This window comes from Flavobacterium sp. JAS (genome assembly GCF_020991455.1).
Taxonomy (GTDB): domain Bacteria; phylum Bacteroidota; class Bacteroidia; order Flavobacteriales; family Flavobacteriaceae; genus Flavobacterium.
Genome location: NZ_JAJMOX010000002.1, coordinates 359376 through 385572, shown reverse-complemented (window position 1 = coordinate 385572; position 26197 = coordinate 359376). Strand labels below are relative to the sequence as shown.

Genomic DNA, 26197 nt, shown 5'->3' with positions numbered 1-26197 from the left:
AAAAACTTGAAATCTTTTTATTCCTGCGCTTTGTCCTCGTTAAACTTCTTGATAATTTCTTTTAGCTTTTCTTTACGTGCAATTTCAGCCTGCTTTACTTTATTTTGGGCTTTGTGCAATTTGTCGTTGTGCTTTTTGATATTCCTCTCGTTGTTGCGTCCCATTATATTTCTCTTTTAATTTCGTCTAAAGTTTTCTCTGTGTAAATCAATTCAGTAATAATCTGCTTTCGCAAATCGGCAATATCATCATAATCAAAATGTTTTGCCCAGGAAGTCAATTGTTGCAAATTCCTGATTTGTTTAATCCGTTTTGTGGTTTCAAAACTAGTTCTTAGAATTGCTTTCTGATCGTAATTCGGATTTTTTTTGTGCTGATACGTTACCATATTTCTGTCAAAATCGGCTTCTATATAATATAGTTTTTCTTCGGCATTATCAGGGTAAAATTCATTCCAGGGAGCAAAACCTGTTTTTGTTTTTGACGGAGTTTCGGGTTCCATTGTTACTAAACGCCATTTGCTATTGGCTAATCTTCCCCAATGATTCGAAACCCTGTACATTCCCGCTTCTGTATAATAATAAGTACTTCCGGCTTTGCTTTCAAACTGTTTCTTTAAACCTTCAATCTCATTTGAGAGTACTTCATGAAATACACAAAAAGTATTTTTGAACGAATTAGGATGTGGTTTGAAGTTTTTTTGCATGTGCAAATATACTGAGATTGTCCCGAACTCCCTAAAACAAAGATAAATTGATTAACTTTGTACCATCAATTTTAAATAAATAAAGTCATGTCTAAAGGTTCACAAGAAAAAATGCTGCAAAAAGGAGTTTATACCGGGATCATGGAGAAGGATGAAAACAATAATTATTTCTGTGGTGAGTATCTTTTAGATTATAAAATCGCACATACAAACCATACTGTAGGCGAATTAATTACCATTAAATCTGTAATTGAGAATCCAAGCGATATTAGCTACGATAAATATCCAAAAAAATCAAAAAACTTTCATAAAGCGAATCAGAAACCTGAGGATAAGTAAGGTTTGTTTCAGATTTTCTTTGTCTCAGGTTGAAATGAGCGAAAGTTTTTCTACAAAGTTCGCAAAGCTGGTTCAATACTAAGCTTTGCGAGCTTTGCGTTTTTATGAATTACTTAATAGGTGAAAAACTTTGCGCGCTTTGCCGTTAAATTAGTTCGCTACAATCCAGATAGAATTTTTAAACCTTTAAGATCTAACTTCTAACATTTTACAAATTTTCCGAATATTTTTTCTATCAAAAGTAAAAAGTTAAAAAAAAGTGTACCTTTGCAAAAAAATTGTCGTTTTGAAGTAAAAAACACTCATTTCAAACTAATAGACAAGAAGTTACCTTTTATTTATGAAAAAAATAGTTGAATACCGTAAGTTACTAAACGTAGAGAAAACCGCAGAGTTAAAAGATTTAAAAACCATTTACCGTAATGCGATGAAAGAATCTCATCCTGATAAATTTCAAGGTGATGATGCTGGTTTAAAAGCTGCAGAAGAAAAAAGTAAAGCTATTATTGAGGCTTATCACTTTTTGGTAAGTATTAATCCTGAAACAATTAAAGCTAATTTACCTGAATATACTGAGACTATCTCAACTGCAACAATTACTGATTATAAATTTGTTGAAGGTCGTTTAATTATTGATTTCTCTAACGGAAGTGTTTACGAATACATTAGTGTTCCTAAAGCTACTTACGTGAAAATGGTAAATGCTGACTCTCCTGGAAGATTCGCAAAAAGACACATTTTGAACTCTTTTACTTGGAGAAAGAAAACAAATCAAGAATAGTTTTATACTATAATATACTTACAAGCATTCTGGAAACAGAGTGCTTTTTTTATGCCTAAAAATTAAAAAAATGATTATTTAGATTCATAATAATAATACAAGTGAGAGTTTTAAACCAAAATAAGCCAGTAAACACGCTGACTACAGGCTTATTAGAGCCAAAAAAACTATAACAAAATTTTAGGTTACAAAATTCTTTAAGTTTTAGATTTTTAGATACTTTTGTTGCACAAATCAATTAACTAATTATTTTATAAATGAAAAAAATACTTTTTTTACTTACCGCTTCTGTAGCGATTATGTCATGCAGCAAAGTTAAAGACGGAGAATATCTAATTACCGGAACTGCTAAAGGAATCGAAAACGGAAAAACTATCATTCTTCAAGGTCAAGATCCAACAACAAAAATGACGGTAGCTCTTGATACAGTAAAAGTTGAAAACGGAAAATTCGAAATAAAAGGAAAAGTAACTGAACCAGCTTTTCACGCATTAATTGTTCAAGGTTCTAATGCACCTCTACCTTTTATCTTAGAAACTGGAGAAATCACCGTTGCAATTGATAAAGACAGTATCCATAAATCTAAAGTTTCTGGAACTTACAACAATGATGAGTATGTAAAATTCAATGAAGATCTAACAAAAACTCAAAAAAGTTTAATTGATTTCCAGAAAAAAAATACTCAAAAAATGCAAGCTGCTCAACAAGCTCAAGATACAGCAGTTATCAATGGTTTGATGAAACAATACATGGAAATTCAAACTGAAGTTCAGGCAAACTCTAAAAAGAAATATTTAGCTTATGCTGAAAGTCACCCAAAATCATATATCTCTGCTTTGATTATTCAAAGTATGATAGCTGATCCAAGTGCTGATATCAAAAAAACTGAAAGTTTATACAATGCTTTAGATGAGTCTGTAAAAAATACTACTCCTGGAAAAGACATTAAAACTAAAATAGGTCAAGCAAAAATGCCTGCAGTTGGTGCGTCAGCTCCTCCTGTTGGTAGCGCTAAATGAAGATCAGATTTTTCAGCTCCTAATCCACAAGGAAAAGTAGTTTCACTTAAAGAAAGTTTAGGTAAAGTAACTATTGTAGACTTTTGGGCTTCATGGTGCGGACCATGCAGAAAGGAAAATCCTAATGTTGTAGCCATTTATAAAGAACTACACTCAAAAGGATTAAATATTGTTGGTGTTTCTTTAGATAAAGAAGCAGCAGCCTGGAAAGAAGCTATCGCTAAAGATGGTTTAACCTGGACACAAGTTTCAAACCTAAAATTTTGGGAAGAGCCAATTGCGGCTCAATACGGTGTTCAATCTATTCCAGCAACCTTTATACTTGATGCAACAGGAAAAGTAGTTGCACAAGACTTAAGAGGCCCTGAATTAAGAGCAAAAATATTAGAACTTTTGGCCAAATAAGACCAATTTTCAGAATAAAACAAAAAATCTCCCTAGTGGAGATTTTTTTTGTTTTACACCATAACATACATTCTCAATACAAGCCTCTAAATTATTTTTTTTAGAGAAGCTTATATATTTCAAAACGACCTTGAAATATATCGAATAAACTTTATGCGTAATACATCAGTAAAATTGGCTCTTCAAGGCGCAAGAGGCTAAAAACAGAAAACAAAAATCGAACAACGCGCCTAAGAATAATCTTATATTTTAAAATAAATTGAAAAAACATTTCAATTGGGTATTTTTTATTTTATTCAATTCCAACGAATTAAAAATTAATTTAAAAATAACTTAAAATTAAGTTCCTTTTTTGTTTGTAAACATGAAAAACGTTCCTATATTTGCAACCGCTTAGAACAACAAAGCGCATCAATGCTGAGATCGGGGAGATACTCAAGCGGCCAACGAGGGCAGACTGTAAATCTGCTGTGTGAACTTCGCAGGTTCGAATCCTGCTCTCCCCACTAAAAGTCCTAATGAAAATTAGGACTTTTTTTTATTTTCAAAAACCCGTAAACCTGCAAATCCTAAGATCGGCAGTTTTTTTATTTTTAAGACACTTTTCAATCTTTGTAAAAACACTCAAAAGTTTTGTGGCAAAACCGTCAATGCACAACACAGGAGGATTAAATTAAACCCTCCCCTTTATTTTTAATATAATCATTAGGAGTAATGCCATACATCTTTTTGAATTCGCGACTAAAATATTTGGCATCATTAAAACCAACTTGTATAGCAACCGATACAATAGAAGTTTCTCCTTTTTGAAAAAACTCGACAGCATGTTTTAAACGTTGCGTTTTAATAAATTCATTTAAGGACAAGTTAGTAAGAGCACTAAATTTCTTGTACAAAACAGATTTACTCATTCCAATTTCCGAAGTAATAAAGGCTAGATCTAAATTGGTATTGGCAATATTGTTTTCGATGATCTGATGCAGTTTCTGCAAGAATTTTTCATCCTGCGATGCTTCTGTACTTGTTATAATCGGTAATTTTAGTAATTGTTCGCTGTACTTTTTTTGCATTGCCCCTTTTAAAGACAAGAGGTTACGTATATTCAATTGCAAAATCTGATCACTAAAAGGTTTGGTAACATAGGCATCAGCACCATGTTGCAGACCATGTATCTGATGTATTGGAGCCGACTTAGCTGTCAGCATAATTACAGGTATATGAGAAGTACGGACATCTGTTTTTAATTTTCTGCAAAGTTCCAAACCATCCATTATAGGCATCATTACATCGCTAATAATTAAATCCGGAAGGGTCTGAATAGCATTTTTCCAACCCTCTAACCCATTTTCACTTACATGAACATTATATTGATTTTCTAAAGATTGCTTGATAAAATCCCTAACTTCATCGTTATCTTCCACAATTAAAATATGCGCCTCTTTGTTTTTATTACTAATAACTTCAGGGTTGTCAATTAAACCTTCAGGTGTATAATCGTCAACTTCCTGATAAATTGGGCTTTCAATCTCTGACGCAGAAACAATATCAATCTCATTTAAATGTTTTTTCCCCAGTGGCAATGCTACTGTAAAAGTGGTTTTTCCTGTTTTGTTTGCTTTACTTGGTTTACTTTTTACTTTTATTTTACCTTTATGAAGTTCTATCAAGTTTTTTGAAAGTGCCAAACCAATACCTGTACCCATACTTTGATCTGCCTGATAAAAGTTATTGAAAATATCGTCAATATTATCGATTGCGATTCCTTTGCCGTTATCTGTTACAGTAATCTTTACCTGTTGGTTTTTTAAGACAATTTCCAAGGATATTTTACCTTGGTTTTGAGTAAACTTGAAAGCATTTGAAAGCAAGTTAAAAAACACTTTTTCCATTTGGTCCTTATCAAAATAAACCAAAATTTGAGGATGACTGCTTTTAAAAGTGTATTGAATATTTTTTGATTCGGCAAGCGTTTGAAAATAATCAAAGATTTCTTTTAAAGAACTCACAATATTTTCTTCGAAGAAATACATGCGTAAGTTCCCTGAATCTGCTTTTCTGAAATCTAATAATTCATTTACCAATCGATACAGGCGTTCTGTATTCTTTTTTATACTCAGCGCATATTTATTAGCTGGTGTGTTTGTTGTTGTTAGTTGCTCTAATTTTTCAATAGGCCCTAAAATAAGGGTTAATGGTGTCCTGATTTCATGCGACACATTAGTAAAAAAATCCAACTTCATTTGATAGCTTTTTTGCTGATGCTCAGCTTCTAATTGCTCTAAATAAAGCTCTTGCTTAAGGGTTGCTCTGGCATTAAAAAACTGAATGATATAGTAAGCTATTACAGAAGTTGTTATAAAATAGATTAAATAAGCCCACCAGGTTTTCCAGAGCGGTGGAAGCACCTCTATATTAATTTTCTTTGAATTCTTGTTCCAAATACCATCATTATTAGCGGCTTTGATCATAAATTGATATTTCCCCGCTGGTAAATTAGTATAGGTTGCTGTTGGAATATCTACATAATTCCAGCTTTTTTCAAAACCATCAAGTTTGTATGCGTACTTATTTTTACTTGATTTTATGAAGTTTAATGCCGAAAATTCAATGGTAAAAATATTTTGATTATGATTAAAAGTTAAGGTATTGGTAACATTAATATCTTGGTTTAAAAGCCCCGTTTCATCATTAATTCTAACAGGTATATTAAATAATTTAAGGTTTGACAGCACGACATCCGGTGCTGCAGTATTTTTCTCTATGTTATTAGGCAAAAAACTAACTAAGCCATTATAGGTTCCAAAAAACATTCTTCCCTGACTGTCTTTTAAAAAAGAATTGGTATTAAACTGAATATCAGGTAGTCCATCTAGAATATTAAAACTTCTGAAAGCATTTAAACCACGATTGTATTTTACCAGACCATTATCGGTGCTTATCCATAAATTGGTATCGTTATCTTCTGTAATACCCAATATATTATCGCTGGGTAAGCCATCACTAATATTGAAAATTTTAAAAGTATTATCTTTTAAATTAAGTATCGCTAAACCGCTATGATAAGTGCCAACCCACATATTACCCTGACTATCTTCATGAAAGCAGTTAACATTGTAATTAAATGGTTTGTTTGTGCTGTCTTTGATTTTTTTATAAAGCAGTTTTGAGCCTTTGTAAATATGAATCCCAATAGGTGTGCCTATCCAAACAATACCTTTTTTGTCTTCAAATAATGTGGTAATTTGTTTTTCCACAAATACTTTATTTGCATTAGTGGCGTAAAAGCTAAATTTTTGCAGCGCAATATCATAAATATTAAGGCCTATTTCTGTTCCTATAAATAATTTATTTTGCTTACTAAGCATTAAGCAGTTAATATTATCTGAAGCGATACTATTGCTGCTCTTGGTATTCCGTTTATAAACCGTAAAATCGGAAGTTTTGGGGTTAAAAAAATTTAAACCTCCTAAAGCCGTACCTATCCATAAGTTTTGGTCTTTATCAATGGCAATGGCTTTAACTAAATTAGAGCTTAAACTATTTTTATTGGTAATACTGTTTTTATAGGAGCTAAATTGTTGGTTACTCCTGTTAAAATAATTTAATCCTCCAGCTTCTGTACCTAACCACAAATTATTTTTGTTGTCTTCAAGAATTGCACTAATTACATTGCTGCTGATACTGTTTTTTTCGGTATTATTTTGGTAAATAGTGAAAGGTGTATTTACAGAATAAACCACATTAACTCCTCCAAAAAATGTACCTATCCAAACAGAACCATCTTTATCCTGAAAAATGTCATGAATCGAGTTTTGGCTTAAGCTGTGTGGATTTGTAGAATCGTGTTGGTAATTGATAAAGAGATGAGTGTAGGGATTCAAAATAGACAAACCATCCTGAGTTCCTATCCAGAGTGATCCATTTTTATGGCATATAATTTTACGGACATTATTATTTACCAATGAATTTTTGTCATTACTATTTTTTATAAAATGACTTAGCTCTGATGTTTTTTTATCAAAAACATAAATACCGTTGCTTTTTGTACCAATCCAGTATTTTAAACTTTCATCCTGTACAATACTGGTAATTTGATCGGCAGTAGCACCATTTTTAAACAAGGAGCCAAAATGTCTTTTTACAACTAGTTTTTTGTGTGCGAAGAATAATTCAAATAAACCCGCAGAGGTTCCAACCCAAATATGCTTTTTATTGTCTTCAAAAAGTTCGGAAACTTGTAAGCTAGTGCCTTTTGCTATTTGAATAGGAATGATTTTTTTACTATTTGCAGCTTTAAATTTAAGCTGTGTTAACGACCCTATCCATAAATTACCCTTAGCGTCTTGTAATACCTTTAAAATATCTTCGCCTTGTGGTATAAAAGATTCAAAGGAATTATCTTCGGGATGGTACAAATCCAATCCGCTAGATGCAACCCACAAATTATTATGGTTATCTAATGTTAGCTTTCTGATAAAACCATTTGAAGATATACTGGTTTTGCTTTCAGGATCCTTTTTGAAAATTTTAAATGTTCGGCCATCAAAACGGTTTAAACCATATTTCGTTCCCAACCAGATGTATCCTGTTGAATCTTGGTTGATAGATAAAACCGAGTTATTAGAAAGACCATTACTAACATCCAGGCGATTAAATGATAATGGCTTAGATTGCGCAAAGCCTTTTGAAGCGGAAAACAATAAACTCAGGAAACAAATCCCCAAAAACAGAAACACCAGGTTACGATTTCTAAAAGTCATTAAATGATTTTTAAGGTTTATAAAATGTAGTACCTAAGATACTGCTGTAGTGACCAAATTTGCAATTACGAAGTGCGGGGTAATTGTTAAATAATACCATTACAAATTCATCAATTTGATTATAAATGGCTGTCAAAAGTAATAGAAAATCTGCAAGTCTGGAAACAATAAAATTTATTTAATTAATATTTTAATTGTTTTATGTGTTTTTTTAAGACTTTATAAATATGATATTCTCAAATAATTTTGAGAAAGAATAAATTTTAACAAGTACAAATTTACTCCTTCTCTTTTTATGATGCAAAATTAAACAAGAGAATTCATGAAAAAACAGCCTCAGAAGCCCTAAATCAAGTCAAAAGGAAGATTTTAACCTAAAAAAGGAGAAAATTACCTCTTCCGAAAACGATGTCGTACTAGATTTGAAATCAGAAACAGTGACAAGTATAGATTTTTGAATATTGGCAAGTCCATATAGAAAGTGCAACATGAGAAGAATATATCTTACATATTATACATTATCGGTAATGGCATTCTCCTCATGTTCGCATGTAAAGAAAAATGAAACTGCTAAAAAACCTAATGTCGTTTTTATTTATGTTGACGATTTAGGTTATGGTGATTTAAGCTGTTATGGAGCAACAGCAGTAACAACCCCAAATGTAGATTCTTTAGCTACTGGTGGTATACAGTTTACGGATGCACATTGTGCTGCTTCGACCTGTACCTCATCAAGGTTTGCTCTACTTACAGGAAGTTATGCTTTTAGAAACAATGTTAATATACTAAACGGAGATGCACCCTTAATTATAAAACCAGAACAAGAAACCATAGCTGATATCTTTAAAAAGGGTGGTTATACCACAGCAGTTATCGGCAAATGGAATTTAGGCCTGGGAAATGGCAATCTGGACTGGAATACGGAGATTAAACCCGGACCATTAGAACTTGGATTCGATTATAGTTTCATAATTCCGGCAACTCCAGACAGAGTACCTACCGTATTTGTTGAAAACCATAAAGTTGCTAATCTGGATCCAAATGATCCTATAACAGTTAGTTATGATAAGAGAATTGGAACCGATCCTATTGGTTTAGAAAATGAAGAGATTTTAAAATTATGGGCTGATCCTCAACACAGCGGCACTTTAATAAATGGAATAAGCCGAATTGGTTTTATGAGCGGTGGACATAAAGCGTATTGGAAAGACGAAGAGTTTGCAAATGTGTTAGCCAAAAAAGCTACGGATTTTATAAGCAAACAAAGGGATAAATCATTTTTTCTATATTTTTCTTTACCTGATATTCATGTACCCAGAGCTCCAAATGCAAGATTTGTGGGTAAAACAAATATGGGCCCTCGCGGTGATGCAATTGTACAAATGGATTGGATGACGGGTCAGATTGTAAAAAAACTCAAAGAATTAAGCATAGAAAAAAACACTATTATCTTTTTTAGTAGTGATAACGGACCTGTTTTAGATGATGGCTATGCAGATAAATCAGTCACAAATATAGGCAGTCACAAACCTTCGGGACAATTTAAAGGAGGAAAATACAGTGCTTACGAAGCAGGTACACGCGTACCAACGATCATGTATTGGCCAAATAAAATAAAGCCTGCTAAAAGCGAGGCGTTATTGAGTCAGGTGGATTTATTTGCCTCATTTGCAAAATTAATTGGGGTAAAAATCCAAAATAAAGAGACAGCCGTAGATAGTTTCGATATGCTTGATGTATTAATGGGAAAAAGCAATAAAGGACGCACCTATATGATAGAAGAAGCTTTTACCATGAGTATTAGAGAAGATAATTGGAAATACATTGCGCCACAAAGCAAAATCGCTCCGCAATGGCTGGTTAATAAAAATGTAGCATCGGGGCTGCAACAAACGCCTCAACTCTATGATTTAAGCAAAGATCCAAAAGAAGAAAACAATTTAGCAAACTATATACCTGTAAAGACAGAAATGCTGGCTTCGAAGTTGTTACAAATAACAAAAACTCCGGAAAGGAAACAAAAATAATAAGTCAATAAACAAAAGATATTAAAAACAAAACAATAAAGGCTTTTTAAGCCGAAAAAGGTACTAAAAGGAATATTTTCCTCATCAAAAGGAGGATTATCTCCTTAAAGAAAACGATTTCGAAATAAATTTGAAATCAATAAACAGCAGTAATTAAGTGATTTAGCAAAACACTACCGTTAACATTTTATTAAACAACTTAAGCAGTTTTTCTATAACTTGTATACAATTATAGTGTACTTTTTAATAATTGATATTTCATTTGTTGCCTTTTTTCTGTTTTTATAATTTTTTAAATGTGTGTAAACTAAACTAACTTTTAACCAATAACTCAGAATTAATTATGAAAAAACTGAATTTGAAATACCAGCCTTTTAATAAAGCGCTTAGACATTTATTTGTTGGTATGTTCGTACTAATAGCTCCAGTTTTTGCTCAGGCGCAAAGCAAAATGATATCCGGTATTGTACAGGATGATAAAAAAGATCCCCTTCCTGGTGTTACTATCCTTGTAAAAGGAACCAAGGAAGCCACAGTAACTGATTATAGCGGTCAATATAAAATCAAAGCCGATTCAAAAGATCAATTAACTTTTTCTTATATGGGTTTTGAAACAGCTACAGTTACAGTGGGAAATAAAACCTCATTAAATGTTACTTTAAAGTCTACAACCAGTAATCTGGATGAGATTGTTGTCATAGGATACGGATCTGTAAAAAGAAAAGATTTAACCGGATCTGTTTCAAGTGTATCTATGTCTGATTTTAAGAAATCTCCTGTTCGTTCTTTCGACGAAGCTTTAGCGGGTCGTGTTGCCGGAGTTCAGGTAACCTCATCAGATGGTAGACCAGGTTCTGGCACTAATATCGTAATTAGAGGAAACAACTCTGTTACACAAGCAAATAGCCCATTGTATGTGATTGATGGTTTCTTAATTGAAGATCCAAATAATAACATAATCAATCCAAGTGATATAGAGTCTATTGAGGTTTTAAAAGATGCATCGGCTACCGCTATTTATGGTTCCAGAGGAGCAAATGGTGTTATTGTTATTCAAACTAAAAAAGGTAAAGAAGGAAAACCTGTTTTTGCTTTTTCAAGCTCCATTGGTATTCAGCATGTTGCTAACAAAATGGATGTAATGAATACGTATGAATTCGTAAAATATCAATTAGAAAACAATCCTAATCTTACCAGCGCACAAGGACAAACAAAAACTCCAACTGAAATTTATCTTACCGGTCCGGGAAAAACACTTGAAGATTATAGAAATGTAGGAAGTACAGATTGGCAGGATTTGGTTACCCGTACTGCTTTGTTTCAAAATAATGATATTTCTGTTTCCGGAGGAACCAAGAAATTAAGATACTCATTATCCGGATCATATACTGATCAGGATGGTATATTATTAAATTCAAATTACTTAAGATACCAAGGTCGTGCAAATGTTGATTATAAAATTACTAATAAGTTAAAAATCGGGGTTAACTCAAATTATAGCTACCTGAAACAAACAGGTCTTGATCCTACCCAAACAATTTCTGGTGGTAGTGGTACTTCTAACCTTATGACTTCTGTTTGGGGATCTCGTCCGTACACACCTAACGTTGGGAATCCTGAGGATATTTTTATGGATCCAAATATTGATACAGCTAATGATTACAGAGTAAATCCTGTTTTAAATCTTGAGAATACTTATAATGTAACCACTACTAAAAATATTGCTGCCAATGGATATCTTGAATATCAATTTACCAAAGATTTAAAATTTAGAACTACATATGGTTTTATTGAAAATCATTCCAATAAAGATGAGTTCTATAACTCAAAAACAGCTTACGGACGTCCTGGTAATCCAAATGGGGTAAACGGAAAAATGATGCACAACAATTACAACAATTGGCTGAATGAAAATACCCTTACCTGGGATAAACAATTGGGGGCAAAATCGAAACTTACTGCTTTAGGAGGATTTACTGCTCAAAAACAAAAAACCTGGTCTAACGGTAGAGCTGCCAATCAGTTAACAAACGAAGACTTGATGTTTGATGGGTTCGATCAGGGGACTCAACTAAGGATAGATCCAAGTGAATCAGTTTGGACAATGAGCTCATTTTTAGGCAGAGTAAATTATAATTATGATTCTAAATATATGGTTACAGCTTCTTTCAGAGCAGATGGATCTTCTAAATTTCCTTCTAAAAACCATTGGGGATATTTCCCGTCGGCTGCAGTTTCCTGGAAATTTAATGAAGAAAAATTCCTGAAAAATTTTAAAAAATTATCAGAGGGTAAAATACGTTTGAGTTATGGACAAACCGGTAACAACCGTGTAGGAGATTTTGATTATCTTACCACCTACTACAATCCGGCAAATCCTTTATTTGGCACCTATACTTTTGACAAGAATTATGTTGTTGGAGTTGCAGCTACAAAACTTGGAAACTCTGACCTGAAGTGGGAAACTACAGAGCAGGTTGATGCAGGTATTGATTTAGGTTTCTTTAATCAAAGAATTACTTTCACTGCAGATGTTTATCAAAAAACAACTAAAGATTTATTACTTAAAGCACAACTTCCTTTATCTACAGGATTCACTACAGCATATAAAAACATTGGTAGTGTACGAAATAGAGGTTTGGAATTAAGTTTAGTAACTAAAAATATTGTTACTGATAATTTTACATGGACCAGCAGTTTTAATATTGCTTTCAATAAAAATGAACTCTTAGCCTTAGCCGAAGGACAAGACAAATTAGAAACTATTATTCCTTGGGATTTTAACTGGAATACTGTTAGTACTTATGTTGCAAAAAAAGGAGAATCTTTAGGTGATATGTATGGTTTTGAATATTCAGGAACTTATAAATATGATGATTTTAATACTTCAGTTAATGGCAGTGGTGCAACTGTTTATGCTTTAAAACCGGAAATCGCCACTAATGGAAATACAAGAGCAAATATTCAGCCAGGTGATGTTAAATACAAAGATCAAAATGGTGACGGAACTATAAACAAAAGTGATTATACTAAAATTGGGAATGGTTTGCCGGTTCATACGGGTGGATTTAGCAATAATTTCACTTACAAAAATTTTGACTTAAACATCTTTTTCCAATGGTCGTATGGTAACGATATTTTAAATGCAAATCGCATTCTATTTGAAGGAAATCAAAAAGGTCAGGAAGGTTTAAACCAATTTGCAAGCTATGAAGATCGTTGGTCTGCATCAAATCCAAATTCGGATGTTTTCAGAACAAGAGGTTTGGTTGGATCTGCAGTTGGATACTCCTCTTATTATGTTGAAGATGGCTCTTATTTGAGATTAAAATCAGCTGCGATAGGTTATAATTTCGACCAAAAGTTTGTTAAAAAAATGCACCTTAAATCATTAAGATTTGCACTGTCAGCACAGAATATATTCACTTGGACGAAATATTCCGGAACAGATCCAGAGGTAAACACTTACAACTCTGCACTAACTCCAGGGTTCGATTTCTCTGCTTATCCTCGTGCTCGTACTGTATTTTTTGCTACAAACATTACTTTTTAACAACATTAATTTACTTTAAAAATGAAAAAGATATATATATTATTAGTATTGGCGGCCTTTACCACCAGTTCTTGTGAGAATTTTTTAGATACAGAACCTATTCAGAAAATTGCTATCGAGCAATATTATACTGATGAAGCAGGTTTAACTTCGGCTTTAGCCGGAGTATATGATCCATTAGGTCAGGAAACTTTATATGGCAATCAGCTATTTTTCAACTTAGAAGTTTGTACAGATGAAGGATATTATGCCCGAAACACTCAAGTATCAGGAGCATCTGTTTATAGCTTTGATGCCACTGATGCAAACGTTTCGAATATGTGGTACGAACTCTATAACGGAATTAACAGGGCTAATGATTTGATAGCACATATCGATTTGCCAAAAATGGACCAGGATAAACGACAAGTTATATTAGGTGAAGCATTGTTTTTAAGAGGGTATTATTACTTTTTATTGGTAAGCAAATTTGGTGATGTGCCATTAAGATTGACACCAACCACAAGCCCAAATCAGGCATCGTTAGCCAAAACACCTTCTGCTGAGATTTATGCTCAAATATTGAAAGATATGACAGAGGCCGAAGCAAAAGTTAGTCCAACTAAACCATTAACTGCAAGCCGTATTTATAAAACAGTAGTTCAGGGAATCCTTGCAAGGGTATGTTTGCAAATGGCAGGTTATCCTTTGATGGATACTCCAAAATATGCAGATGCATTAGCCTGGTCTAAGAAAGTAATCGATTCAGGACAACATCAATTAAATGTTAGTTTTAAGACTACTGCACCAACTGGACAACCTGCAACTTACTATAATACTTTTAACCCATCAATTGCTACTAATGTTAGTAATAATGCATACCGTCAAATATTTATAAATGCAGGTGAGGATGCTTATGACACAAACGAGTCTATGTGGGAAATTGAGTTTACAGGAAATCGTACTGATGGGAATGTTGAAGGTGGTCGTTTAGGAAATGATATTGGTATTACATTTTCACCAGCTGCTACCAGTCCTCTGGTAGCTTCAATGGGACATTGTTATGGTTTCTTAAAAGGAACAGGAAAATTATTCAGAAGTTATGACCCAACAGGAAATGACTTGCGTCGTGACTGGGTATTAACAACTTATACCCTTAATAACAGTACCGGAGCCAGAGCCGCACTTGCCAAAACAATTCAATATGGCAGAGATTGTGCAAAATGGAGAAGAGAATATGAAACGCTGACTCCAAAAAATAAAAATTATACAACAATCAATTATCCGGTTTTGAGATATGCCGATGTGCTCTTAATGTATGCAGAAGCTGAAAATCAGGTAAACGGACCAACTCCTAATGCTGTTGAGGCTGTCAACAAAGTACGCCGCAGAGGTTACGGACAAACTAATGTTTCAGCACCTTATCCATTATCAGATGCAGCAACAACAACAGCAGCAGCTTCTAAGGCTTCTTTTCAGTTGTTTATTGAAGATGAGCGTATGCGTGAATTATGTTTTGAAGGAACACGTCGTTCAGATTTAATCCGCTGGAATAAATTTGTTACTACTATGAATGCAGTAGCTACAGATATGGCAGCAGCTCCTACAACCGGCCCATTGACTTCTGGAAATCAGCAGTATGGAGGCTTAGGAGGAAAAAACGTTTCTGAAAAAAATGTGCTATATCCTATTCCTTCTTTAGAAATAGCATCAAACACCCTGATGGTACAGAATAAAGGTTGGTAATCCTCAAAAAAGCCCGGGTAACACCTCCCTTACCCGGGTTATTTATAATTTTTTCTCTCTCGTTCGAAACAATATACTTTCGGCGAAATACAATCTAATGCCTTAAAAAATGAAAAAACTCATTCTTATCTTCCTATGCTTTTCTAGTCTTTATGCTTTGGCTCAAAAATCAAAGAATAATACAGCCATGAAAAAATTAATTTCAGAAAACTTTGAATTTGCCCAAAAACAATATCAGCTTTTAGAAAAAAACACTCCTTTGGACTCTATGCCAAAAACATTTGAGAAAAATCATAATGTTAGCAGTGATGTTTACTGGTGGTGCAGCGGTTTTTATCCGGGAACTTTATTATATATCTATGAATACACCAAGGACCCAATAATTTTAAGCACTGCAAAAAAACGTCTTGCGATTTTGGAACCGGTTAAAACATTCACTAAAAACCATGATTTAGGCTTTATGATGTATTGCAGTTATGGTAATGCTTATCGTCTTTTAAAAGATCCTGCCTATAAAGATGTAATTATTGAGTCATCAAAATCATTGTCGACGCGTTACCGTCCAAATGCCAAAGTAATTCAATCATGGGAAATTACAGATGGCGGATTAAAAAAGAAAAATTTCATGGGACCGGTAATCATCGACAATATGATGAATCTTGAAATGTTGGAATGGTCTAGTAAAAACAGCCACGATAAGTCTTTTGCCAATATTGCAGAAGCCCACGCCAACACTACTATCAAAAATCATTTCAGACCTGATTACAGCAGTTATCATGTACTGGATTACAATCTGGACACAGGAGAAGTTCTTAAAAAAGTTACTGCTCAGGGAGCTGCAGATGAAAGTGCCTGGAGCCGCGGGCAAGGATGGGCTCTATATGGTTATACCATGATGTATCGATTTACTAAAAATCCAACTTATTTAAAACAAGCGCAAGGTGTTGCTAAATTTATATTGAACAATCCAAATTTACCCAGTGACAAGATTCCATATTGGGACTTTGATGCACCAGGAATCCCAAATGCATTGCGAGATGTTTCGGCAGCCTCAGTATATGCATCAGCATTATTAGAACTTGGACAATATACGTCCGGAAAAGAAAAAAAGGAATATGTAAGTGTGGCCGAAACTATTTTAAAATCATTATCAACTCCCAAATACAGAGCTGAAGCAGGAACTAATGGCGGCTATATTTTAATGCATAGTGTGGGATCAATTCCACATGACAGCGAGATAGATGTACCCCTTACTTATGCTGATTATTATTTTTTAGAGGCATTATTACGATACAAGAAATGGTATTTATAAACTTATAGCATATTGATTTTCAACACATAGAAACATATTCTCTAACTTTAGGTTTCTATGTGTTAAATACATTTTTGTTAAAAGATAAAAGTAATGTTTGATATCTTAATTAAAATCTATTAAAATGAACAATTACAATAAAATACAGCTTCAAAAAGGGTTAATTATTATTTTGATTTTGTTGGCTATTACGTCTGTTTCTGCTCAAAAAGAATCCAAAATATTTCAGGACTATAAAAAAAACAGGAAAGCCCTGCCTGATTTCTCTTATGTTGGTTATCATCAGGGAGAAAAAGGAATTCCTAATGTTACTAATTATAAAGTTTTTGATGTTACTTCTTTTGGCGCAAAGCCCAATGATACTATTTCAGATAAAATAGCCATACAAAAAGCCATTGAAGCAGCAAATGAAAATGGTTCCGGAATTGTTTTTTTCCCGAAAGGGAGGTTTTTGGTGAATGAAAATGATGATGCCCCTACTTCTATAATTTCAAAAAAGGGGCACATTGTTTTCAGAGGAAGCGGCTCTGATTCAAATGGAACTGAGCTATATATGAAAAACGTCCTTCCGCCTGCTGATCCTGCTAAAATGTGGACTGTTCCACCATTATTTATTTTTGACAGCGGCGGTTCTGATAAAAAAATAGGACAAGTTACTGCAGCAGCAGCTATTGGTGATTTTACCTTAAAATTAAATACAACTGAAGGACTAAACGAAGGAGATTGGATTGTTTTAAGATTATTAAACAACGATAAAGACTTAATTGCATCAGAATTAAAAGATAATAAAGTTGAACCCGAATGGACTTATCTTCTTGAGAAAGGAATTGATGTTAAAGTTTTTTATCAAATTAAAAAGATAAAAAACAAGAAACTAATTCTGTACGCACCGATCTCTTATAGAGTAGATCCAAAATACAAATGGGACGTTTATAAATTCGCCAACAGTGAAGAAGTTGGAATAGAAGATATCGCATTTGTTGGTAACTGGAAAGAAAAATTTGTGCATCATCGTTCCTGGAAAGACGATAGCGGTTTTAGCATGTTTAATTTTAGAAGAAGTACCAATTCATGGATGAAAAATTGTCGTTTTACAGATTGCAGTTCCGCGGCAACAATTGCGCAAAGTGCTAACATATCAGTCTTAAATTGTAAAATTGACGGTAATGCAGGACATCAGGCTATAAACTCTAACGGCTCTACCAATGTGCTCATTGCTAATTGTGTAGACGAGGCGTCACAATGGCATTCCTTTGGTTCTTCACACGGATCTATGAATACTGTAATTTGGAAATGTACTTATCCGTCTACGACATGTTTTGAATCACATTCAAGCCAGCCAAGAAATACATTGCTTGATGGCGTTGAAGGCGGTTTGCTCAATGACCGAGCGGGCGGAGCATTAGAAAACATGCCCAATCACATGCAGGGTTTAGTACTTTGGAATTATAAACAAACCAACGAACCTAAAAAAGATTTCGAATTTTGGCCTCCATCAAAAGTGTACGAATGGTTTAAAATGCCTAATCCCATAATTGTGGGCTATACAAGCAAGGGTACAACTTTTAAAATGGAGCAGTTAGGTCAGTCAGAATCTTTTGGTCAATCTGTAGAACCCGTTTCTCTTTATGAAGCTCAATTACAGCTAAGACTAAAAAAACTACCTGAATGGCTTAAAACACTTTAATGCTAATTTTCAAATAGATAAAACCATTAAAATGAAAACTACATTTAACCGCTCAATAATGGTGTTTGGAGTACTAATAATAGGTACTTTAACCAATGCCCAAACTGCACTTAAACAAAAAACAAAACCCAATTTATTGGTTATCATAGCAGATCAATGGCGAGGTCAGGCAGTTGGTTTTGAAGGGAAAGAACCTGTAAAAACACCTCAGCTGGACAAATTTGCCAAAGAGAGCTTAGTTCTGGAACAAATGGTAAGTAATTTTCCTGTGTGTTCTCCGGCAAGAGCCATGCTTATGACAGGACAATACCCAATTAAAAATCATGTTTACAGCAATGTCAATTCAAAGTCAGCGCCGGATGGTGTAGAATTACAAAAAGAGGCCGTTTGCTGGTCGGATGTTTTAAAAGCCAACGGATATTCTAATGGTTACATTGGAAAATGGCATCTGGATTCTCCATATAAACCTTATGTTCCAACTTCAAACAACATTGGAGATATGGCATGGAACGAATGGACTTCGCCAGAGAGAAGACATGGTTTTGATTATTGGTATGCTTACGGAACCTACGATGTACACAATAAACCTATGTATTGGGACACCAATGCCACAAGAGATAATTTTCAATATGTAAACCAATGGGGACCTATACACGAAGCCGACAAAGCTTTGGCTTACCTGAAAAATCAAGATGGAAAACTTCGCAAGGCAGGTGCTCCTTTTTCATTGGTTGTTTCGATGAATCCACCCCACTCCGAATATCAATTGGTTCCTCAAAATTATTATGATTTATACAAAGATGTGCCTTTGGAATCGTTGATAAAAGATCCGAACATTCCGGCTGCGGGAACAAAATATGGAGATGATTACAGAAAAGACGTTCGTTACTATTATGCCAATGTAACTGGAGTCGATGATCAAATTGGCAGAATCATTCAAGGACTAAAAGATCAAAAATTAGACGACAACACCATTGTACTTATCATGTCTGATCACGGAAACTGTTTAGGTAAACACAATGAAACTTCAAAAAATAATATTTACGAAGAGTCTTTAAGAATTCCGTTTATCGTGTATTGGAAAGGGCATATTTTACCCCGCAAAGACAATCAATTTTTAGGAAGCATTCCGGACATCTACCCTACTCTTTTGGATTTAATGGGACTAAAAGACAAAACTCCAAAAGAAATAGACGGCAAAAGTTACGCCCAATATTACCTTAATGGAACTGGAGCAAAACCTTCAGAGCAATTTATACTGGGTGCAATTTTAAGTAATAATGCAAAAATTAATTCCGGGTTTAGAGGGATTCGCACCACTGATTACAAATTTGCTTATGTGAGAAAAAAAGAAAAAGCAGAATATGTTCTGTTTGATTTGAAAGCAGACCCTTTTGAAATGCATAACATTTACAATCCAAACCATGAAATGGTAATAAAGTTAAAGCCTGTTTTAAATCAATGGTTACAAAAAACCGGAGACAAATTTATACTAGACTAAACAATAAAACTTTACAAATGAAAAAAGAAAAATCATTGTCACTCTTTTTCTTTTATGTTCTATTATTCTGTATCCTCAAGATAAAAAGACTGAAATAGATCAGTGATTATAATATTGTACAGAAAACAAAATTTGCCCGTGACCCAATCAAAGAATTAGCCGCAGCATGTAAAAATGGGGGTATAAAACTGGGTCTTTACTACTCTTTGGGGAGAGATTGGCAAGATCCAGAAGTACCTACCAATTGATCAATAAAAGCAGGCAGAAGTAATACCTGGAATTATCCAGATGAGGATTCAAAAAACTTATGTTTCAAAGGTTTTAGGAATGTTAATAGCCTAAACTGAAACACTAAAAATATAAAAAATAAATTTATGAACTCTAATTTTGAAAGCCGTTTTGCAGTAAGTCCAAATGAAGCAAAACAAATGAATACTGAAACATTACGCGAAAATTTTTTAATAGAAAACCTTTTTACTAGCGATCAGGTTAATCTCACCTTATCTCATTTTGACCGATTTATAGTTGGTGGAGCAATGCCAGTACAACACAAATTAGCAATGCCCAATCCTGAGAATCTTAAAGCCAAATATTTCCTCGAAAGAAGAGAAATCGGTATTATAAATGTAGGTGGAAAAGGAATTGTAATCGCTGATAGTGAAAAATTTGAAATTGGATATAAAGAAGCCTTGTATCTTGGAAAAGGAATTAAAGAAATTTTCTTTGAATCGACAGACAGTAACAATCCTGCAAAATTCTATTTAAACTCTGCACCTGCTCACTGTGCTTACCCATCAAAAAAAATAACAAAAGCTGATGCAGAAGTTGTTGAACTAGGATCATTAGAAACAGCCAATCATCGTATCATTAACAAATTAATTGTCAACAGTGTTGTACATACTTGTCAGGTTCAAATGGGAATGACCGAACTAAAAATAGGCAGCGTATGGAACACCATGCCGGCTCATACCCACGACAGACGCATGGAAGCTTATTTCTATTTTGAGATTCCTGAAAATCAGAGTGTTTGTCACTTCATGGGAGAACCACAGGAAACCAGACACATTTGGATGCAGGACGAACAGGCTGTAATCTCTCCAAATTGGTCTATCCACTCGGGCGCAGGAACTTCTAACTATACTTTTATTTGGGGTATGGCGGGCGAAAATTTAGATTACGGAGATATGGATCATTGTGCAATTAACGACTTAAAATAAAATCATCATGAAAACTATAAAACGCTTTATTTGTCTTGTTATTTTATTACCATTAAGCATTTTAGCACAAACAAAAGTAACTTTTTCCATCCAAAACAATTCTGCTCTAGAACGAAAAGCAGCTGTAGTAGCTATTTCGTGGAAAACTGTTCTATCAAATTTTCCTCAAATAGATACTTCCAATTTTGTAGTTCTTAATGCCGCGACCAAAAAGCAAATTCCTTTTCAATTAGAACATTGCGGACTTCCTACAATTCAAAATTTGCTGGTACAAGTTGATGTCAAAGCCAAATCATCGTTGAATCTTCTAATACAAAAAGGAAAACCAGAAGCTTTCGCTGCAAAAACGTATTGCCGTTATGTGCCGGAACGCAAAGATGATTTTGCGTGGGAAAATGACAAAATTGCTTTTCGTACTTACGGTAAAGCAATAGAAAAATCAAAAGAGGATGCCTATGGTTTGGATGTGTGGGTTAAACGTACCGATAAACTCATAATCAACGAAAGATATAAGCGAAATGAATATCATATAGATCACGGAGATGGAATGGATTATTATCACGTAGGTTTTTCATTGGGCGCAGGAAATATGGCGCCTTATGTAAACGATTCTATTTATTATTCTGCAAATTATCGTGAATGGAAAGTTCTTGACAACGGGCCTTTACGCAGCACTTTTCAATTAACATTTGTTACCTGGAATGCAGGGGGAATAAACGTTAAAGCCACAAAAACAATTTCTCTGGATGCTGGTTCTCAACTTAACAGAATCGAGAATGTTTATTCTTTTGACAGCGAAAAACCATTACCGGTTGTCGTAGGAATAATCAAAAGACCTGAAAACGGTACTATCACATTAAACGAACAACAAGGTATTACGAGTTACTGGGAGCCAACTCATGGTCAGGACGGCACAACTGGTGTTGGAATCATATTAACCACACCTGTAAGCAATATGATGGTAAACAACATGCAAATTTTGGCCAAAACCCAAGTGAGAAATAATGTTCCAATCCTTTATTACGCCGGTGCAGCCTGGGATAAAGCAGGAAAAATTACCAATGCAAAACAATGGCAGGACTATTTGAATAATTTTTATCAGCAGATAAACGAGCCTTTAGTTGTAACGGTAAAATAATACTCATTATTTTAAATTTTGGGTAGTAGCAAGAAATAAAACAATTTTTTAAAAAAATAGAATAACTATTAATAAAAACAAAAAAAATGTCAATAAACTTATTTGATTTAACTGGAAAAACAGCGCTTGTAACAGGCGGAGTACACGGTCTGGGAATGGCGATGGCTAAAGGACTTGGGCATGCAGGTGCCAAAATTGTAGTAAATGATCGTTCATCAACAGAGGCGGTTGCCAATGCTGTCGCAGAATATAAAGCGGAAGGAATTCAAGCCTATGGATACATATTTGATGTAACCGATGAAGCTGCTGTAATTGAAAACATAAACAAAATCGAAGCCGAAGTTGGTCCAATCGATATTCTAATTAACAACGCCGGAATTATAAAAAGAACTCCAATTATTGAAATGGAAGTTGAAGATTTTGCAGCGGTAATAAATGTAGACTTAATTAGTCCTTTTATTGTTTCAAAAAATGTTGCCAAAGGAATGATTCAGCGTGGCGGAGGAAAAATCATAAACATTTGCTCTATGATGAGCGAATTGGGTAGAGATTCTGTAAGTGCTTATGCTGCCGCAAAAGGAGGACTTAAAATGCTAACTAAAAATATGGCTACTGAGTGGGCTAAATTTAACATTCAGACTAACGGAATTGGTCCTGGATATTTTGCTACCAGCCAAACGGCTCCTATTAGAGTAGATGGACATCCGTTTAATGATTTTATTATCAGCAGAACTCCTGCAGCTCGTTGGGGTGATCCAAATGATTTGCAAGGTGCGGCAATCTTCTTGTCTTCAAAAGCCAGTGATTTTGTAAACGGACATATTCTTTATGTTGATGGAGGAATACTTGCTACAATTGGAAAACCATCAAACGAGGATTAATATCTTATAAAAAACAAGACCGCCAAACTCGATAGTTTGGCGGTCTTTAATTAAAAATGTTTTGATTATGGGAAAAGTACTTTGTTTTGGAGAAATACTTTTGAGATATAGCATGGGGGAAAATTTCCCGCATCAACAGGATATGAGCGCCTACATTGGAGGCGCAGAAAGTAATGTAGCTTTGGCTTTAGCCAAATGGAATACGCCTGTAGCCTACTGCACCGCCTTGCCCGATAACTTTTTATCGAATACAATTTTGGATTATTATAAAAAAATGGGAGTAGACACAAGTTCTGTTATTAAATCCGGAGAAAGAATTGGGTCCTATTATTTGAGTCAGGGTTCGGATGTAAAAAATGCTGGTGTGATATATGACCGGAAATATTCTTCATTTTCAGAATTAAAACCATCCACCATCAATTGGGAAGAAATTTTTGAAGGTGTGTCATGGTTTCATTTTACCGCCATATCACCTGCGCTAAATCCTGACATTGCAAAACTTTGTGAGGAAGCGTTGATTGTAGCTTCTAAAAAAGGAATAACAATTTCTTTGGATTTAAATTTCAGGGAAAAACTATGGAAATATGGTGTCGAACCTATAGCAGTAATTCCTAAACTGGCAACTTATGCCCATGTTATAATGGGTAATATCTGGGCTGCCGAAAAGATGTTAGGCATTACCATAAACCAACAATTAATAGCTTCGGGAAGCGACACTGATTTAGTGGAGCAAGCCAAAAACACTTCAAAAGAAATCTCGGCAAAATATCCTAATTGTCATACCATTGCCAACACTTTTCGTTTTAATAAACTTGAAGGTGTAAAATATTTTACGACTTTATATCAAGAAAAAAACATCTATAAAAGTGAAACTTTGTTTGCAGCAAAAACGGTAGACAAAGTGGGAACTGGTGATTGTTTTATGGCAGGGCTTATTTATGGAATATTGCAAAAAAACAAACCCCAACAAATAGTTGAATTTGCTGCAAGAGCAGCCTACCAAAAATTATTTATAATGGGCGATGCCACTACATCCAGCGTAGAAGAAATCCAACAATTAATAGATCAAAATGAATAAAAAAGAAAATGTCATTAAACAAATCACAGAGTCGGGATTATTGCCTTTGTACTACCATGAAGATAAAGAGGTAAGTATAGCTATTTTGCGCTCTTTGTATTCAGCCGGAGTTCGTATTTTGGAATATACCAATCGCGGAGAAAATGCTTTAATTAACTTTCAGGCATTAAAAACAGTAACGCAACAAGAAATGCCTGATTTATTATTGGGTATCGGCACCATAAAAACGGCTGAAACTGCAAAAAGATTCCTGGATGCGGGAGCTGATTTTATCGTTAGCCCTATTGTTTCTGCCGAAGTAGCTGCAATCGTTCGGGAACAAAATCTAGCTTGGATACCTGGTTGTCTAACGCCAACTGAAATTCATGAGGCCGAACTTTTGGGAGCCTCTTTAGTGAAAATTTTCCCGGGAAACCTGGTGGGACCTTCTTATATTCAAACGATAAAAGACATTTTTCCTGATCTGCTCTTTATGCCAACCGGAGGTGTTGAACCTGAAGAAAAAAATCTAAAATCCTGGTTTGGAGCCGGAGTTGTTGCTGTAGGTATGGGAAGCAAACTATTGCAAACCAACTTAATTAATGAAGGCAATTTTGAAGCCCTGACAGATTATATAAAGAAAGCCAATCTGCTAATTCAATCTTGCAGATAAATTAAACAGCAATTTCTTTATTCCAAAACAGCTAAGAATAAATTAAATAAAAAAATAATGACTAATCAAAACATAGGCAAATACAGATGGACTATTTGTGCCTTAATCTTTTTTGCAACTACTGTAAATTATTTAGACAGAGCAGTTATTAGCTTACTTAAACCGTATCTCACGGCTGCATTTCAATGGAGTGATGAAGACGCTGTAATAAATTATACCAATATTGAAATTGCCTTTAAATTTTCGTACGCCTTTGGTATGCTTTTCGCCGGAAAAGTTATTGATAAATTAGGGACAAAAATTGGTTACGCATTATCAACATGCTTATGGAGTATCTCGGCAATTGCACACGCTTTGGCAACAGGCACAATGGGTTTCAGCGTTGCCCGAATCTTTCTTGGGGTAACTGAAGCAGGTAACTTCCCGGCAGCGATTAAAACTGTGGCAGAGTGGTTTCCTAAAAAAGAACGTGCTCTTGCTACTGGAATTTTTAACTCTGGCAGTAATATTGGAGCAATTGTTGCGCCTATTTCGGTACCTTTTATTGCTGAAAACTGGGGTTGGCAATGGGCTTTTGTCATCACTGGAGCCATCGGTTTTGTGTGGCTGGTCCTATGGTTTATTTATTATGAAATTCCCTCAAAACAAAAAAGACTTGCTCAGGCAGAATACAATTATATAACACAACCTGAAACAGGAGAATCCGGTACAACAAAAGAAGTAGATTCTGCAGAAAAAGAAGTATTAGAACCAATCTCCTGGAAAGTTTTAATCCAATACAAACAAACTTGGGCGTTTGCAATAGGAAAACTATTAACCGACCCTATTTGGTGGTTTTACTTATTTTGGCTGCCTGATTTCCTTGATAAACAATACGGTTTAAAAGGTACTCAGGTTGCTTTACCGGTTGCCCTGGTATATGCAATTGCGAGTTTTGGCAGTATTTGTGGAGGATGGTTACCTATGAATTTAATAAACAAAGGAATGCCAGTATTTAAAGCACGAAAAACCAGTATGTTAATCTACGCTTTTTGTGTAACTCCTGTGATTTTTTCACAGTATTTAGGCAACATCAATATGTGGTATGCCATAATTGTTATCGGAATAGCTGCTGCTGCACATCAGGCATGGAGTGCTAATATTTTTACCACTGTATCTGATATGTTTCCTAATAGAGCTATTGGCTCAGTAACAGGAATTGGAGGAATGTTTGGAGGTTTGGGCGGTATCTTATTATCGGCATTGGTTCAGAAAAAACTATTTGTATATTATGAAAGTATCGGTCAAATAGGAACAGGTTATTTTATCATGTTTATTATTTGTGGCGCTGCATACTTATTAGGATGGAGTATTATGCACTTTTTAGTTCCTACGTTTAAGAAAATAGAATTGTAATTTAAATATTATCTTTTTAGG

The 26197-nt window shown here is 34.4% G+C and carries 20 protein-coding genes, 1 tRNA gene and 1 pseudogene; 18 read left to right on the top strand and 4 right to left on the bottom strand.

Annotated elements, in window-relative coordinates; translation table 11 throughout:
* Positions 1-17: 17 nt before the first annotated feature.
* Complete coding sequence (locus LPB88_RS03640) at positions 18-164, bottom strand: hypothetical protein (RefSeq protein WP_089069566.1); 147 nt, start codon at positions 162-164, stop codon at positions 18-20.
* Positions 164-706: a hypothetical protein gene (locus tag LPB88_RS03635; protein ID WP_230712500.1), complete on the bottom strand. Its 543-nt coding sequence runs from the start codon at positions 704-706 to the stop codon at positions 164-166. Before LPB88_RS03635 ends, LPB88_RS03640 begins: the two co-directional genes overlap by 1 nt.
* A gap of 87 nt (positions 707-793) precedes the next feature.
* Between LPB88_RS03635 and LPB88_RS03630 the strand changes: the two genes are divergently transcribed.
* From LPB88_RS03630 to LPB88_RS03620, 3 genes are all read left to right on the top strand, one after another.
* On the top strand, positions 794-1045 hold the full coding sequence (locus LPB88_RS03630; protein WP_089351659.1) for a hypothetical protein: 252 nt from the start codon (positions 794-796) through the stop codon (positions 1043-1045).
* A gap of 340 nt (positions 1046-1385) precedes the next feature.
* The gene (locus LPB88_RS03625; RefSeq protein ID WP_230712498.1) at positions 1386-1826 is read left to right on the top strand and encodes a KTSC domain-containing protein; all 441 of its coding nucleotides are present in this window, start codon (positions 1386-1388) and stop codon (positions 1824-1826) included.
* A gap of 257 nt (positions 1827-2083) precedes the next feature.
* Positions 2084-2845 carry a DUF4369 domain-containing protein gene (locus LPB88_RS03620; protein WP_230712496.1) on the top strand — a complete coding sequence of 254 codons (762 nt, stop codon included), beginning with the start codon at positions 2084-2086 and terminating at the stop codon, positions 2843-2845.
* Here the strand turns inward: LPB88_RS03620 and LPB88_RS03615 are convergent.
* Positions 2788-2982, bottom strand: a complete 195-nt coding sequence (locus tag LPB88_RS03615) for a hypothetical protein (RefSeq protein WP_230712494.1) — start codon at positions 2980-2982, stop codon at positions 2788-2790. The two genes, LPB88_RS03620 and LPB88_RS03615, sit on opposite strands and share 58 nt — an antisense overlap.
* On the opposite strand from LPB88_RS03615, the pseudogene LPB88_RS03610 reads away from it, so the two are divergent.
* Together LPB88_RS03610 and LPB88_RS03605 are read left to right on the top strand one after the other, a co-directional pair.
* Positions 2912-3250 (top strand): annotated as a pseudogene (locus LPB88_RS03610) (TlpA family protein disulfide reductase); the annotation flags it as partial. The gene LPB88_RS03615 and the pseudogene LPB88_RS03610 overlap by 71 nt on opposite strands.
* Positions 3251-3675: 425 nt before the next feature.
* Positions 3676-3756: transfer RNA gene (locus tag LPB88_RS03605), tRNA-Tyr, on the top strand.
* 162 nt (positions 3757-3918) lie between these two features.
* Here the strand turns inward: LPB88_RS03605 and LPB88_RS03600 are convergent.
* Positions 3919-8010: a two-component regulator propeller domain-containing protein gene (locus LPB88_RS03600; protein ID WP_230712492.1), complete on the bottom strand. Its 4092-nt coding sequence runs from the start codon at positions 8008-8010 to the stop codon at positions 3919-3921.
* 488 nt (positions 8011-8498) lie between these two features.
* On the opposite strand from LPB88_RS03600, the gene LPB88_RS03595 reads away from it, so the two are divergent.
* The 13 genes from LPB88_RS03595 (at position 8499) to LPB88_RS03540 (ending at position 26176) form a co-directional block, all read left to right on the top strand.
* Positions 8499-10037, top strand: coding sequence for an arylsulfatase (locus LPB88_RS03595; protein ID WP_230712490.1), 1539 nt, complete (start codon positions 8499-8501; stop codon positions 10035-10037).
* Between the two features lie 343 nt (positions 10038-10380).
* Positions 10381-13590, top strand: a complete 3210-nt coding sequence (locus tag LPB88_RS03590) for a TonB-dependent receptor (RefSeq protein WP_230712488.1) — start codon at positions 10381-10383, stop codon at positions 13588-13590.
* Positions 13591-13611: 21 nt separating this feature from the next.
* Positions 13612-15315, top strand: coding sequence for a RagB/SusD family nutrient uptake outer membrane protein (locus tag LPB88_RS03585; RefSeq protein WP_230712486.1), 1704 nt, complete (start codon positions 13612-13614; stop codon positions 15313-15315).
* Positions 15316-15424: 109 nt separating this feature from the next.
* Complete coding sequence (locus tag LPB88_RS03580; protein ID WP_230712484.1) at positions 15425-16627, top strand: glycoside hydrolase family 88 protein; 1203 nt, start codon at positions 15425-15427, stop codon at positions 16625-16627.
* A 124-nt stretch (positions 16628-16751) separates the two neighbouring features.
* Positions 16752-18314: a DUF4955 domain-containing protein gene (locus tag LPB88_RS03575; RefSeq protein ID WP_230712482.1), complete on the top strand. Its 1563-nt coding sequence runs from the start codon at positions 16752-16754 to the stop codon at positions 18312-18314.
* 31 nt (positions 18315-18345) lie between these two features.
* Entirely contained in the window at positions 18346-19815 is a 1470-nt protein-coding gene (locus LPB88_RS03570; protein ID WP_230712480.1) for a sulfatase, read from the top strand.
* A gap of 98 nt (positions 19816-19913) precedes the next feature.
* A complete protein-coding gene (locus tag LPB88_RS23830; protein WP_370635816.1) occupies positions 19914-20063 on the top strand; it encodes an alpha-L-fucosidase in 150 nt (49 codons plus the stop codon).
* Positions 20064-20189: 126 nt separating this feature from the next.
* The gene (kduI, locus tag LPB88_RS03565; protein WP_230712478.1) at positions 20190-21032 is read left to right on the top strand and encodes a 5-dehydro-4-deoxy-D-glucuronate isomerase; all 843 of its coding nucleotides are present in this window, start codon (positions 20190-20192) and stop codon (positions 21030-21032) included.
* A 7-nt stretch (positions 21033-21039) separates the two neighbouring features.
* Positions 21040-22170, top strand: a complete 1131-nt coding sequence (locus tag LPB88_RS03560; protein ID WP_230712477.1) for a DUF4861 family protein — start codon at positions 21040-21042, stop codon at positions 22168-22170.
* A gap of 86 nt (positions 22171-22256) precedes the next feature.
* Positions 22257-23051, top strand: a complete 795-nt coding sequence (locus LPB88_RS03555; RefSeq protein ID WP_230712475.1) for a gluconate 5-dehydrogenase — start codon at positions 22257-22259, stop codon at positions 23049-23051.
* 67 nt (positions 23052-23118) lie between these two features.
* On the top strand, positions 23119-24129 hold the full coding sequence (locus LPB88_RS03550) for a sugar kinase (RefSeq protein ID WP_230712473.1): 1011 nt from the start codon (positions 23119-23121) through the stop codon (positions 24127-24129).
* Positions 24122-24781: a bifunctional 4-hydroxy-2-oxoglutarate aldolase/2-dehydro-3-deoxy-phosphogluconate aldolase gene (locus LPB88_RS03545; RefSeq protein ID WP_230712471.1), complete on the top strand. Its 660-nt coding sequence runs from the start codon at positions 24122-24124 to the stop codon at positions 24779-24781. The genes LPB88_RS03550 and LPB88_RS03545 overlap by 8 nt, the downstream gene beginning before the upstream one ends.
* Before the next feature lie 57 nt (positions 24782-24838).
* Positions 24839-26176, top strand: coding sequence for an MFS transporter (locus LPB88_RS03540; protein WP_230712469.1), 1338 nt, complete (start codon positions 24839-24841; stop codon positions 26174-26176).
* The last annotated feature ends 21 nt before the right edge of the window (positions 26177-26197 follow it).

Coding starts and splice junctions, on each gene's coding strand:
- LPB88_RS03550 (WP_230712473.1), top strand. CDS start 23,119: ATGGGAAAAGTACTTTGTTTTGGAGAAATACTTTTGAGATATAGCATG.
- LPB88_RS03580 (WP_230712484.1), top strand. CDS start 15,425: ATGAAAAAACTCATTCTTATCTTCCTATGCTTTTCTAGTCTTTATGCT.
- LPB88_RS03555 (WP_230712475.1), top strand. CDS start 22,257: ATGTCAATAAACTTATTTGATTTAACTGGAAAAACAGCGCTTGTAACA.
- LPB88_RS03540 (WP_230712469.1), top strand. CDS start 24,839: ATGACTAATCAAAACATAGGCAAATACAGATGGACTATTTGTGCCTTA.
- LPB88_RS03600 (WP_230712492.1), bottom strand. CDS start 8,010: ATGACTTTTAGAAATCGTAACCTGGTGTTTCTGTTTTTGGGGATTTGT.
- LPB88_RS03630 (WP_089351659.1), top strand. CDS start 794: ATGTCTAAAGGTTCACAAGAAAAAATGCTGCAAAAAGGAGTTTATACC.
- kduI (WP_230712478.1), top strand. CDS start 20,190: ATGAACTCTAATTTTGAAAGCCGTTTTGCAGTAAGTCCAAATGAAGCA.
- LPB88_RS03590 (WP_230712488.1), top strand. CDS start 10,381: ATGAAAAAACTGAATTTGAAATACCAGCCTTTTAATAAAGCGCTTAGA.
- LPB88_RS03585 (WP_230712486.1), top strand. CDS start 13,612: ATGAAAAAGATATATATATTATTAGTATTGGCGGCCTTTACCACCAGT.
- LPB88_RS03595 (WP_230712490.1), top strand. CDS start 8,499: ATGAGAAGAATATATCTTACATATTATACATTATCGGTAATGGCATTC.
- LPB88_RS03615 (WP_230712494.1), bottom strand. CDS start 2,982: ATGGCTACAACATTAGGATTTTCCTTTCTGCATGGTCCGCACCATGAA.
- LPB88_RS03560 (WP_230712477.1), top strand. CDS start 21,040: ATGAAAACTATAAAACGCTTTATTTGTCTTGTTATTTTATTACCATTA.
- LPB88_RS03640 (WP_089069566.1), bottom strand. CDS start 164: ATGGGACGCAACAACGAGAGGAATATCAAAAAGCACAACGACAAATTG.
- LPB88_RS03635 (WP_230712500.1), bottom strand. CDS start 706: ATGCAAAAAAACTTCAAACCACATCCTAATTCGTTCAAAAATACTTTT.
- LPB88_RS03625 (WP_230712498.1), top strand. CDS start 1,386: ATGAAAAAAATAGTTGAATACCGTAAGTTACTAAACGTAGAGAAAACC.
- LPB88_RS03575 (WP_230712482.1), top strand. CDS start 16,752: ATGAACAATTACAATAAAATACAGCTTCAAAAAGGGTTAATTATTATT.
- LPB88_RS03570 (WP_230712480.1), top strand. CDS start 18,346: ATGAAAACTACATTTAACCGCTCAATAATGGTGTTTGGAGTACTAATA.
- LPB88_RS03545 (WP_230712471.1), top strand. CDS start 24,122: ATGAATAAAAAAGAAAATGTCATTAAACAAATCACAGAGTCGGGATTA.
- LPB88_RS03620 (WP_230712496.1), top strand. CDS start 2,084: ATGAAAAAAATACTTTTTTTACTTACCGCTTCTGTAGCGATTATGTCA.